We start from the raw sequence: 11,255 nt of genomic DNA, 5'->3' as shown, positions 1-11,255 counted from the left end.
GCCACCACGGCACACCGCGGCCGGTCACACGCCCACGGCCCCCAGCACCGACCCCGCCGCGTACGTCACACCCATCGCCAGCGCGCCGCCCGCGACGTTGCGCAGGATCGCGCGGCGCACCGGTGCGGCGCCCAGCCGGGCGCTGCTCCAGCCGCACAGTGCCAGCGCCGCCAGCACCGCGAGCACCGCGATCCACAGCCGTTGTCCGGTGGGCGGCAGCACGATCGCCAGCAGCGGCAGCAGCGCCCCCACCGTGAACGCGAGGAAGCTCGCCCCCGCCGCATGCCAGGGGTTGGTCAGCTCGTCGGGGTCGATGCCCAGCTCCACCTCGGCATGGGCCCGCAGCGCGTCGTGCTCGGTGAGCTGCTCGGCGACCTCCCGGGCCAGCCGGCCGTCCAGTCCCTTGTCCTCCAGCATCTCCGTCAGCTCGGTGAGTTCGGCCTGCGGCTCGGTCGCCAGCTCCCGCTTCTCCATCGCCAGCGCGGCCTTCTCCGAGTCCCGCTGGGTGGAGACCGAGACGTACTCGCCGGCCGCCATCGACATGGACCCGGCCAGCAGCCCCGCCAGCCCCGCCGTCAGCAGCGCGGCCCGTGCGTCGGTGGCGCCGGCGACCCCGACGACCAGTCCGGCGGTGGACACGATGCCGTCGTTGGCGCCGAGGACCGCGGCCCGCAGCCAGTTGAGCCGGCTGCCGAGTCCGCCGCCGTGCGCCTCGTCGTGCTCCGGTGTCTGCACAGTCACCGGCCGAGCCTCTCATCCGCACCGGCCGTGGTCGCGCCCGACGCCCCCGCGCCACCGCGAATTGGCCGGTGGTAGAAACGGCTTTATGCCCGCACCACCCCCCTCCCCCTCTCCCCAGCACCCGCCGCCCACGCTCGTCCAGCCGGCTCCCCGTGCACCCGCACCACGCCGCCGACTGTGGTGGCACCGGCTGATATTCGGGCTGTGGTACCGGCCGGTGGAGGTGCTGGACGAGGCACGGGACCGCAGCGCCTGGAGCGCGGCGGTGCTGCTGTCGCTGATCAGCGGCGGCATCGGGGTGGTGTCGATGGACGCCTTCCACACCCAGTGGGCCGCCGACCGGACCGCGGCGCTGCAACTCGTCGGGCTGGCCGAGGCGGGGGTGCTCACCGCCAGCCTCGCCCTGGGCGCGGTCGCCCACGCCATCGCCCGCACGCTCGGCGGCATAGGCCGCTTCGCGCCGACCGCGAGCCTGTTCATCGTCCTGTTCTGGGTGACGGATCTGCCGCGGCTGGCGATCGCCGCCTGGCTGCCGACCGACGCCACCTTCGTGCAGGCCGCGACCTGGACCACCTGGGGCTTCGGCTACCTTCTGGCGGTCCTGCTCATACGGGGCCAGCACCATCTGTCGACGTGGAAGTCGACGGCCGCCGTATCGGTGCAGATGCTGACCGCGCTGGCCCTGCTGAGGCTGGGCCCGGGCCGCTGAGCCGCCCGGTGCGCCCGGCCGGCCGCCGCCTCAACTGGGGCTGGTCAACTGCCGGACGAGCCCCTCGAACGCGGTGCGCTCGGCCTCGCTCAGCTCCACGCACTCCGACGGCGGACCGGCCGGACCGGTCTGCCGCGGCACCGCACCGAGCAGCTCCGGGCGGCCGGGCAGGGCGTCCGGTCCCGGCCACGCGGAACGCCCCCGCGGCGCGTAGCGGGTCCGCATCTCCTGCTGGTCGCGCCACATGGCCGCCTCGTACCGGCCCCGGCGCAGCATTCTGATCAGCCCGGCGGTCCAGACGACGGCCAGTGCGAAGAGCACGCCGAGGCCGATCTGCTGCACAATCGAGACGGGGAGCATGCGGTCCTCCCGGACGGATGAGGCGCTGGGCTCACGCCAGTAGACACCACGCCTCAGGACTTTCGACAGGGGATCTTGGGACTTAAGTCCTGAAGTGACGCATCTCCTATGGCATTTCGCTACATTTCCGGCTCGACACCTTCCTGCGGTGGCCCGGGTCGCCACCCTGGCAGGTGCCGTCCCACGCCGTTGGACAAGCCGGAGCCTTCCCCCCGGCGAAAATCGTCCCGGACGATGGCGGCACCCGTCCGCGACGTGAGGAGAACGCCCCGTGCCGCAGCCACCCCGGCCGCCCGCCGCCGCCTCGCCATCCCCTGCCGCCGGCCCGCCCGGTGAGCCGCCCGCCCGCGCCCTGGAGGGCATCCTCGTCGCGGACTTCAGCCGGGTGCTGGCCGGGCCGCTGGCCGCCGCGACGCTGGCCGACCTCGGCGCCGAGGTGATCAAGGTGGAGCGGCCGGGCACCGGCGACGACACCCGCGCCTGGGGCCCGCCGTTCGCCCCCGGCCCCGAGGGCCCGGAGCCGGACGGCAGCGGCCCGCGGCAGCACGGCACCGCGGCGTATTTCGACGCCGCGAACCGCTCCAAGCGCGGCCTGGCCCTGGACCTGGGCGATCCGGACGACGCGGCCGCGGCCCGCGAGTTGGCCCGGCGGGCCGACGTACTGATCGAGAACTTCCGCCCCGGCTCGCTCGCCCGTTACGGCCTGGACCACACCGCCACCCGGGCCGCCAACCCCGGCCTGGTGCACTGCACCATCACCGGCTTCGGCGCCGGCCCGGGTGCCCTGCTGCCCGGCTACGACTTCGTCGTCCAGGCCGTCGGCGGGCTGATGAGCCTCACCGGCGAGCCCGGCGGGACGCCCCTGAAGACCGGCGTCGCGCTGGTGGACGTGCTGACCGCGAAGGACGCCACCACCGGCATCCTGGCGGCGCTGCGGCACCGCGACCGCACCGGGGAGGGCCAGCTGCTGGAAGTGAATCTGCTCTCATCGCTGCTGGGTTCGCTGGTCAATCAGGCGTCCGGCCACCTGGCCACCGGCCGCGATCCGGGCCCCATGGGCAACCGCCATCCGAGCATCGCCCCGTACGAGACGCTGGCCTGCCGGGACGGGGAACCGCTCGCGGTGGCGGCGGGCAACGACCGGCAATTCCGGGCGCTGACGCAGACGCTGGGCGCACCGGAGCTGGCCGATGACATCCGGTTCGTCCGCAATCAAGATCGCGTACAAAACCGTACAGAACTCATCAAAGCACTCGAAAACCTACTGGCTGCCGACACGCCGCAGGGCTGGTCCGAGCGACTGTCCGCGGCGTCGGTCCCCTGCGGCCCGGTCAACACCCTCTCCGGGGCGCTGGCGTTGGCCACGCGGCTCGGGCTCGATCCGGTGACCCCGGTGGGCGAGGGCCGGATCCCCCAAGTCACCAGCCCTCTCCGCCTCTCGGGGACTCCGGTGACCCAACCCTTCGCTCCACCCCGCCTGGACGAACACGGCCCGGCGCTGCGAACCTGGCTCTCAGGGTCGGCCGACCACCCCCTACCGCCACGCACGTGATCTTCCTCACAAGCGGGCCGCACCCGCAACCGAATCCGCCCACTCGTGCTGTTTATCAGCACGGAACCACAACCCCCCCTGTATGGAGCAGCTCGTGACAACGCCGGACAACCCCGCGCCCGCTCGGTCCCGCACCCCGCACCAGCTGCTCCTGTCGGACGAGCAGCCGGCGCCCGGTACGCCGCACCGGCACCGCCGGATGCGCCGCACGCTCGCCGTGACGGCCCTGTTCGCGGCGGGTGCGCTGTCCCTGTCCGCCTGTGGTGGGGACGCCTCGGCCGGGGGCAATGACGACGGCAAGAACGGCCAGGCCGCCGCCGACGCCGCGGCCGCCAAGAACGCCTCCGACGCCAAGATCAAGGTCTCGTCGGACGACGGCGCCACCAACGCCAGCATCAACGACACCGGGGTGAAGGTCACCGGCGGCAAGTTGACCGAGGTGAAGCTCACCGACCCGGCCGGCAAGGACGTCGCCGGTGCCATATCGCCCGACGGCTCGTCCTGGAAGCCGGGCGTGCAGCTGGAGCGCGGCACCAAGTACCGGATCGTGGCGAAGGCCAAGGACTCCAAGGGCCGGGCCGCCACCGAGAACTCCTCCTTCACGACGGTCTCCAACGCCAACAGCTTCATCGGCTCCTACACCCCCGACGACGGCAAGACCGTCGGCGTCGGCATGCCGGTGTCGTTCAACTTCGACAAGGCGATCACCAACAAGAAGGACGTCCAGTCCCACATCACGGTGACCTCCAGCAGCGGCCAGAAGGTCGTCGGCCACTGGTTCGGCGCCCAGCGCCTGGACTTCCGGCCGCAGGACTACTGGAAGGCCGGCTCCAAGGTCACCATGAAGATCGACCTGGACGGGGTCAAGGGCGGCCAGGGCATCTCCGGCGTCCAGTCCAAGACGGTGTCCTTCACCATCGGGCGCTCGCAGGTCTCCACGGTCGACATGAACACCCAGCAGATGACGGTCAAGCGGGACGGCAAGACCTACAAGACCATCCCGATCTCCGGCGGCAGCCCCGAGCACCCGACCTACAACGGCCAGATGGTGATCTCGGAGAAGTTCGAGCAGACCCGGATGGACGGCTCGACCGTCGGCTTCAAGAACGACGACGGCAAGGGCGAGTACGACATCCCTGACGTCCCGCACGCCATGCGGCTGTCGGCCTCCGGCACCTTCATCCACGGCAACTACTGGGGCGCCTCGTCGGTGTTCGGCAACTCCGGCACCAGCCACGGCTGCGTCGGTCTGCGCGACCAGAAGGGCGGCGGCGGTGACACCCCGGGCAAGTGGTTCTTCAACGAGTCGCTGATCGGCGACGTCGTCATCGTCAAGAACTCGAAGGACCAGACCGTCAAGCCGGACAACGGCCTCAACGGCTGGAACATGTCGTGGTCCGAGTGGCAGGCGGGCAGCGCGGCCTGACGGCGGCGTCTGCGGCGGACAGCTGAAGGCGGTGGCCGGCTCCCCTGGGGGGGCCGGCCACCGCCTTTCGTCGTTCTCCCGCCCTTCGTCGTTCTTCGCACCCGTCAGAGCACATCCCGCAGGAGCAGACACAGGGCGACGGCCAGCGGATAACAGCCGACACCTGCCCAGGTGAGGGCCGGGCGCGAGACCCGCCGCCCGTACCGGACGCGGCATGCCGGGGCCCGCACCGTCCTGTCCTCGCGGTGCGGGCCCCGGCACGTTCCCGGGAAGCGGGGGTCAGGCGGTGACCGTCACGCCGGTGCCGTCGGGGGTGGGGGTGTCCGTCGGGCGGGTGTGCGGGCGTCGGAGGAGGCCCTTGAGGAGGATGACCAGGGCGGTGCCGGCGCACGTGCCCGCGGCGATGGCGAGCAGGTAGAGGAACGGCTGGCCGATCAGGGGGACGACGAAGATGCCGCCGTGCGGGGCACGGAGGGTGCAGCCGAAGGCCATCGAGAGGGCGCCGGTGATCGCGCCGCCGGCCATCGCCGAGGGGATGACCCGCAGCGGGTCGGCGGCGGCGAAGGGGATCGCGCCCTCGGTGATGAAGGAGGCGCCGAGCACCCAGGCCGCTTTGCCGTTCTCCCGCTCGGCCCTGGTGAAGAGCCGGCCGCGCACGGTCGTGGCCAGTGCCATCGCCAGCGGCGGGACCATTCCGGCCGCCATGACCGCGGCCATGACCTTCAGGCTGCCCTCGTTGGGGTTGGCGAGGCCGCCGACCGCGAAGGCGTAGGCGACCTTGTTCAGCGGGCCGCCGAGGTCGAAACACATCATCAGGCCGAGCAGCGCGCCCAGGATGACCGCGTTGGCGCCGGTGAGGCCGGACAGCCAGTCGGTCAGCCCCTTCTGCAGTGCGGCGATCGGCTTGCCGACCACCAGGAACATCAAAAAGCCCACGACCGCCGAGGAGATCAGCGGGATGACCACCACCGGCATGATGCCCCGCAACGGCGCCGGGATGCGGACCCGTTGGATCGCCGTCACCACCGCCCCCGCCAGCAGACCGGCTATCAGCCCGCCCAGGAAGCCCGCGTTGACGGTGAGCGCGATGGCCCCGCCGACGAAGCCCGGGACGAGGCCGGGGCGGTCGGCCATGCCGTAGGCGATGAAGCCGGCCAGGACGGGGACGAGGAAGCCGAAGGCGACGCTGCCGATCTGGAAGAGCAGGGCCGCCCAGCTGCCGGACTCGGTCCACAGGAAGTGGTCGGCGACGGACGGCGCCTTGTTGACCGTGTAGCCGCCGAGGGCGAAGGCGAGCGCGATGAGCAGCCCGCCCGCGGCGACGAACGGCACCATGTAACTGACGCCCGTCATGAGCCACTTACGGAGCCGGGTGGCGAAGCCGTCGCCCGCTTCGGCGTCCTTGTCCATGGGGGCGGCGGCTCGCGCCGGGGCGCTCGCCTCGCCGTGGGCGGCCTTCCGGCGCACCTCGGCGATGAGTTCGGCGGCACGGCCGATGCCCGCCTTCACCCCGACGTCGACGGTCGGCTTCCCGGCGAACCGCTCCTTGTCCCGTACCTCGACGTCATGCGCGAAGATCACGCCGTCCGCGGCCGCGACCAGCTGCGGGTCGAGCCGCTGGAACCCGGCCGAGCCCTGGGTCTCGACGGCCACCTCGACGCCGGCGGCCTTCCCGGCCTTCTCCAGCGACTCAGCGGCCATGTAGGTGTGCGCGATGCCGGTGGGGCAGGAGGTGACGGCGACGATCCGGAACGGGGCCGGGGCGGGGCGGCCGGCGGGCTCGCCGCTCGTCGACGCGGTCTCCGCCGCCGGTTCCGCTTCCGCCGGTTCCGCTTCTGCCGGTTCCACTTCTGCCGGTTCCACTTCCTCCTGATCCGCTGCTGCCTGATCTGCCGTCGGTGCCGCCTCCGCCTGCTCGGCCGCCGGTTCGGCCGTGGGCTCGTCCCCGCGGATGAGTGCCGCCGTACGCTCCGGTTCGGTGGCCGAGCGCAGCGCGCCGGTGAAGGTCTCGTCCATCAGCTGCCGGGCGAGGGCCGACAGGATCGACAGATGGTCCGCGTCGCCGCCCGCCGGGGCCGCGATCAGGAAGATCAGGTCGGCCGGGCCGTCCGGCGCACCGAAGTCGATACCGGCGGCGCTGCGCCCGAAGGCCAGCGTCGGCTCGGTGACGTGGGTACTGCGGCAGTGCGGAATGCCGATCCCGCCGTCCAGCCCCGTCGGCATCTGGGCCTCGCGTGTGGCCACATCGGCGAGGAAGCCCGCCAGGTCGGTGACCCGGCCGGCGGCGACCATCCGTTCGGCCAGGGACCGCGCGGCGGCGTCCTTCGTTTCGGCGGACAGGTCGAGGTCGACCAGTTCCCCGGTGATCAGCTCACTCATCGCGGGCTCCCTTGCGCGCGGCACCGCCGTGGGGGCGGTGGGGACGGAACGGGGGGTGGCTGGGGGCAGGCACCGGCGGGGCGAGCGGCGGTGATGCGCCCGGCTCCGCGGTCGGCGGTCATGGCGACGGCTCCGTCAGCAGCCGGTCGAGGGGGACGTCACCGGTGACCGTGACCGCCGCCGTCTCCAGATCGGCCGGCGTCGGCATCAGGCTGCCGGGCAGCTGGACGGCGGCCGCACCGTGCGCCACCGCGGCGGCCAGCGCGGCCGGTCCCCTGCCGCCCGCCGTGAGAAAGCCGGCCAGCGAGGCGTCGCCCGCGCCGACATTGCTGCGGACGGCGGCGACCGGGGCACTGCCGTAGTGGACGCCGTCCTCGTCGACCAGGAGCTGGCCGTCCGCCCCGAGGGAGGCCAGGACGGCGCGGGCACCCCGGGCGCGCAGCTCCTCGGCGGCCTTGACCGCGTCGCCGAGGGTCGCCAGCGGGCGGCCGACGGCCTGCGCCAGCTCCTCGGCGTTCGGCTTGACGACGTCCGGGCGTTCGCCCAGCGCCGCCACCAGCGACGGGCCCGAGGTGTCCAGGGCGATCCGGGCGCCGGCGCGGTGGGCGCGGGCGACCAGCTCCGCGTACCACTCGGGCGCCAGTCCGCGCGGCAGGCTGCCGCAGCAGGCGATCCAGTCGACTCCTGCCGAACGCTCGCCGGTCCTGCGCAGCAGCGCCTCCGACTCCTCGTGCGTGAGCTCCGGCCCGGGCGCATTGATCTTGGTGAGGGTGCCGTCGGGCTCGGCGACCGAGATGTTGGAGCGGGTCTGACCCGCCACCGGCACCCTCGCCACCTCGATGCCCTCGGCCCCCAGCAGCCCCGCCAGCGCCGCACCGGCGGGACCGCCCAGCGGCAGGACGGCCAGCGTGCGGTGTCCGGCCGCGGCGACCGCCCGCGAGACATTGACGCCCTTGCCGCCGGGGTCGATCCGGTCGGCGGTCGCCCGGAGCACGGCCCCGCGGTCCAGCGCCGGGATCTCGTACGTACGGTCCAGGCTGGGGTTGGGGGTGACGGTGAGGATCATGCGCGTACTACTTCCGTGCCCGCGCGCTCGATGGCGAGGGCGTCGTCGGGGCTCAGGCCGGTGTCGGTGATGAGCAGGTCCACGTCCGACAGCTCGCCGAAGCGGGCGAAGTGCGTCTGCCCGAATTTGGCGGAGTCGGCGAGGAGGACGACGCGGCGGGCGGCGGCGATCAGCGCCCGCTTCACGGCGGCCTCCGCGAGGTCGGGGGTGGTCAGTCCGCCGTCGGGGGAAAAGCCGTTGGCCGCCAGGAACAGCACATCGGCATTGATCTCGCGGTAGGCACGCAGCGCCCAGTCGTCGACCGCGGCCCGGGTACGGTGCCGGATCCGGCCGCCCACGAGATGGAGGGTGAGGCCGGGGTGGTCGGCCAGCCGCGCGGCGACCGGCAGGCCGTGCGTGACGACGGTCAGCTCGGCCTCCAGCGGGATCTCGGCGGCGAGCCGGGCAGCGGTCGTACCGGCGTCCAGGATCACGCTCCCGGAGCTGCCGATACCGCCCTCGCCCCCGGGGAGCTCGGCGAGTGCGGCCCGGGCGATGCGCTGCTTCTCGTCGGCGGCGACGGCGTCCCGCTCGGCGAGGTCGGGCTCGAAGTCCAGGCGGCCGGCCGGAATGGCCCCGCCGTGCACCCTGCGCACCAGACCGGCCCGGTCCAGCGCCTTCAGATCGCGCCGCACGGTCTCGGCGGTGACCTGGAACTCCTCCGCCAGGGAGAGCACATCGACCCGCCCGCCTTCACGGGCGAGCCGCAGGATCTCCTGCTGACGTTCCGGTGCGTACATCTGCGTCTGTGTCCGTTCCATGCCCGAACCTGTGGTTTCAGCTGGATGCTACGCCCGGAGTTCGAGAAAGTAAACGGAAGTGGGCTTCAGGCAGACTCAAACGGACATTGCGCGGGACGGCGGCGGGCGGGTTTGGTGAGCCCTGCGGCCTGGGGATGGCAGGGCGGCCGCCCGCTTTTGCCCCCGCCTCCCGACCTCTGGCCCCCGGCTCCCGGCTTCCGGCCGCCCGGCTCCCGGACACACAAGAGCCCCGACGCCGAAACGGCACCGGGGCTCATCCTCCACAGGTCCTGCCTCGGGCAGGCGCGCTCGCCCGCGGGCTATGCGGCCGCGTCGAATCCGGTGTCGCGCGCCATCCGCTTCAGCTCCAGCAGCGCGTGCTTCTCTATCTGGCGGATCCGCTCGCGGGTCAGGCCGTGCTGCTTGCCGACCTCGGTCAGGGTGCGCTCACGGCCGTCCTCGATGCCGTAGCGGGCCTTGATGATCGAGGCGGTGCGGTGGTCGAGCCGGTCTATCAGGTCCTCCAGCTCCTCGCTGCGCAGCAGCGTCAGGACGGACTGCTCGGGCGAGGCCGCGGAGGTGTCCTCCAGCAGGTCGCCGAACTGGGTGTCGCCGTCGTCGTCCACCGACATGTTGAGGCTGACCGGGTCGCGCGCCCAGTCGAGGACGTCGGTGACACGGGCGGGCGTGGAGCCCAGCTCGCCGGCGACCTCCGCCGGCTCCGGGTCACGGCCGTTCTCACGGTTGAACTCGCGCTGCACCCGGCGTATCCGGCCCAGCTCCTCCACGAGGTGCACGGGCAGCCGGATCGTGCGCGACTGGTCGGCGATGGAACGGGTGATGGCCTGGCGGATCCACCACGTCGCATACGTCGAGAACTTGAAGCCCTTGGCGTAGTCGAACTTCTCCACGGCACGCACCAGACCGGCGTTGCCCTCCTGGATCAGATCGAGCAGGGGCAGCCCGGCGCGCGGATAGCGGCGGGCGACCGCGACCACCAGCCGGAGGTTGGAGCGGATGAAGACGTCCTTGGCCCTGGCACTCTCCCCGGCCAGCGCCTCCAGCTCCTCGGGGCTGGCACCTGCGGCATTGCCGTCGGTGACCTCCCCGTCCAGGATCTGCTGGGCGTAGACGCCCGCCTCGATGGTCTGGGACAGCTCGACCTCCTTGGCGGCGTCGAGGAGTGGTGTACGCGCGATCTCGTCGAGGTACATGCCGACCAGGTCGCGGTCGGCGATCTCCCCGCCTATTGCGCGAACACTGTTGGCCCCGTCAGAAGCGCTGCTGCTGTCCTGACGCCGGGCGACGGCACGGGTTGCCATGCGTGTGCTCCCTTTGCGATGAGTCGGTCGCGGGACGGTGGAGCGGGCCCGATCGTCCATCGGAGGCCGATGCTTGCCGAGCGGCCCGTCCGAAGGAAACAACGGCTGGAATCCGGACAGAATTCCCGCGGCGCCCCGCTATTTTTCTGATCATGCAGTACCCTGCGACGCCATCCAGGGAGGGCTCATGCTGCAAGGACACGGGGAAGTGCAGGTCACAGCGGGCACCGAAGCGGACCTGCCGGCCCTTACCGATCTTTACAATCACTACATTCGCGAGACCTGCATCACGTTCGACACGGAACCCTTCACCCCCGAACAGCGCCGCCCGTGGTTGCTCTCCCACCCCCAAGACGGCCCGCACCGGCTTCTGGTTGCCCAGGAGGCGACAGACCGGACGAAAGACCCGCACAACGGGCCGACGGACGGCTCCCGCGGCACTCCCGCGGCCGCCGACGCCGGTCCCCCGGGAGGCGCCCTGCTCGGTTACGCGACCAGCAGCGCGTTCCGCCCGAAGGCCGCCTACGCCCCCTCCGTCGAGGTCACCGTCTACTGCGCGCCGCACGCCACCGGCCGGGGCGTCGGCACGCTGCTGTACAAGGCCCTGTTCGAGGCGCTGGCCGACGAGGACGTCCATCGCGCCTACGCCGGGATCACCCAGCCGAACGAGACCTCCACCCGCCTCCACACCCGTTTCGGCTTCCGGCACCTCGGCACGTACACGGAGGTGGGCCGCAAGTTCGGCCGCTACTGGGACGTGGCCTGGTACCAGAAGGACCTGGGCTGAACCGGCCCGCACCGTCCGGCACAAGTCGGGCACAAGCCGGGCGCAAGCGGACAGGGACGGACCGCCCGCCGGGCCCCTGCCGCCGCTCCGGTTGACGCGGACGGCCCCCGGGTGTCGCCTGGACAGGAGGCAGC

Annotated in this window: 10 protein-coding genes; 4 read left to right on the top strand and 6 right to left on the bottom strand. The window is 72.4% G+C overall.

Annotated elements, in window-relative coordinates; translation table 11 throughout:
* Positions 1-24 precede the first annotated feature (24 nt).
* Positions 25-741: a VIT1/CCC1 transporter family protein gene (locus tag OIU81_RS21415; RefSeq protein WP_329150273.1), complete on the bottom strand. Its 717-nt coding sequence runs from the start codon at positions 739-741 to the stop codon at positions 25-27.
* Between the two features lie 85 nt (positions 742-826).
* On the opposite strand from OIU81_RS21415, the gene OIU81_RS21410 reads away from it, so the two are divergent.
* Positions 827-1,450 (top strand): hypothetical protein, encoded by a 624-nt coding sequence (locus OIU81_RS21410; RefSeq protein WP_329150271.1) that lies wholly within the window; start codon positions 827-829, stop codon positions 1,448-1,450.
* Positions 1,451-1,480: 30 nt separating this feature from the next.
* Here OIU81_RS21410 and OIU81_RS21405 read toward each other — a convergent pair whose 3' ends face one another.
* The gene (locus tag OIU81_RS21405; RefSeq protein WP_329150270.1) at positions 1,481-1,810 is read right to left on the bottom strand and encodes a hypothetical protein; all 330 of its coding nucleotides are present in this window, start codon (positions 1,808-1,810) and stop codon (positions 1,481-1,483) included.
* A 271-nt stretch (positions 1,811-2,081) separates the two neighbouring features.
* Between OIU81_RS21405 and OIU81_RS21400 the strand changes: the two genes are divergently transcribed.
* Entirely contained in the window at positions 2,082-3,362 is a 1,281-nt protein-coding gene (locus OIU81_RS21400; RefSeq protein WP_329150268.1) for a CaiB/BaiF CoA transferase family protein, read from the top strand.
* A gap of 82 nt (positions 3,363-3,444) precedes the next feature.
* Complete coding sequence (locus tag OIU81_RS21395) at positions 3,445-4,788, top strand: L,D-transpeptidase (RefSeq protein WP_329150266.1); 1,344 nt, start codon at positions 3,445-3,447, stop codon at positions 4,786-4,788.
* 279 nt (positions 4,789-5,067) lie between these two features.
* On the opposite strand, the gene OIU81_RS21390 is transcribed toward OIU81_RS21395, so the two are convergent.
* From OIU81_RS21390 to OIU81_RS21375, 4 genes are all read right to left on the bottom strand, one after another.
* Positions 5,068-7,167 carry a PTS fructose transporter subunit IIABC gene (locus OIU81_RS21390; RefSeq protein ID WP_329150264.1) on the bottom strand — a complete coding sequence of 700 codons (2,100 nt, stop codon included), beginning with the start codon at positions 7,165-7,167 and terminating at the stop codon, positions 5,068-5,070.
* Between the two features lie 118 nt (positions 7,168-7,285).
* Positions 7,286-8,233, bottom strand: coding sequence for a 1-phosphofructokinase (gene pfkB, locus OIU81_RS21385; protein WP_329150262.1), 948 nt, complete (start codon positions 8,231-8,233; stop codon positions 7,286-7,288).
* Positions 8,230-9,012, bottom strand: a complete 783-nt coding sequence (locus OIU81_RS21380; RefSeq protein WP_329155261.1) for a DeoR/GlpR family DNA-binding transcription regulator — start codon at positions 9,010-9,012, stop codon at positions 8,230-8,232. The genes pfkB and OIU81_RS21380 overlap by 4 nt, the downstream gene beginning before the upstream one ends.
* Positions 9,013-9,332: 320 nt before the next feature.
* Complete coding sequence (locus OIU81_RS21375; protein ID WP_329150260.1) at positions 9,333-10,334, bottom strand: sigma-70 family RNA polymerase sigma factor; 1,002 nt, start codon at positions 10,332-10,334, stop codon at positions 9,333-9,335.
* A gap of 187 nt (positions 10,335-10,521) precedes the next feature.
* On the opposite strand from OIU81_RS21375, the gene OIU81_RS21370 reads away from it, so the two are divergent.
* A complete protein-coding gene (locus OIU81_RS21370; RefSeq protein WP_329150258.1) occupies positions 10,522-11,121 on the top strand; it encodes a GNAT family N-acetyltransferase in 600 nt (199 codons plus the stop codon).
* Positions 11,122-11,255: the final 134 nt, after the last annotated feature.

Origin of the sequence: Streptomyces sp. NBC_01454, from assembly GCF_036227565.1 — a bacterium.
GTDB lineage: Bacteria > Actinomycetota > Actinomycetes > Streptomycetales > Streptomycetaceae > Streptomyces.
This window is presented reverse-complemented; position numbering and strand designations above follow the sequence as displayed.

Bases quoted from the DNA above. Each gene is read 5' to 3' on its own strand.
- OIU81_RS21410 (WP_329150271.1), top strand. From the start codon at position 827: ATGCCCGCACCACCCCCCTCCCCCTCTCCCCAGCACCCGCCGCCCACG.
- OIU81_RS21405 (WP_329150270.1), bottom strand. From the start codon at position 1,810: ATGCTCCCCGTCTCGATTGTGCAGCAGATCGGCCTCGGCGTGCTCTTC.
- OIU81_RS21395 (WP_329150266.1), top strand. From the start codon at position 3,445: ATGGAGCAGCTCGTGACAACGCCGGACAACCCCGCGCCCGCTCGGTCC.
- OIU81_RS21390 (WP_329150264.1), bottom strand. From the start codon at position 7,167: ATGAGTGAGCTGATCACCGGGGAACTGGTCGACCTCGACCTGTCCGCC.
- pfkB (WP_329150262.1), bottom strand. From the start codon at position 8,233: ATGATCCTCACCGTCACCCCCAACCCCAGCCTGGACCGTACGTACGAG.
- OIU81_RS21380 (WP_329155261.1), bottom strand. From the start codon at position 9,012: ATGTACGCACCGGAACGTCAGCAGGAGATCCTGCGGCTCGCCCGTGAA.
- OIU81_RS21375 (WP_329150260.1), bottom strand. From the start codon at position 10,334: ATGGCAACCCGTGCCGTCGCCCGGCGTCAGGACAGCAGCAGCGCTTCT.
- OIU81_RS21370 (WP_329150258.1), top strand. From the start codon at position 10,522: ATGCTGCAAGGACACGGGGAAGTGCAGGTCACAGCGGGCACCGAAGCG.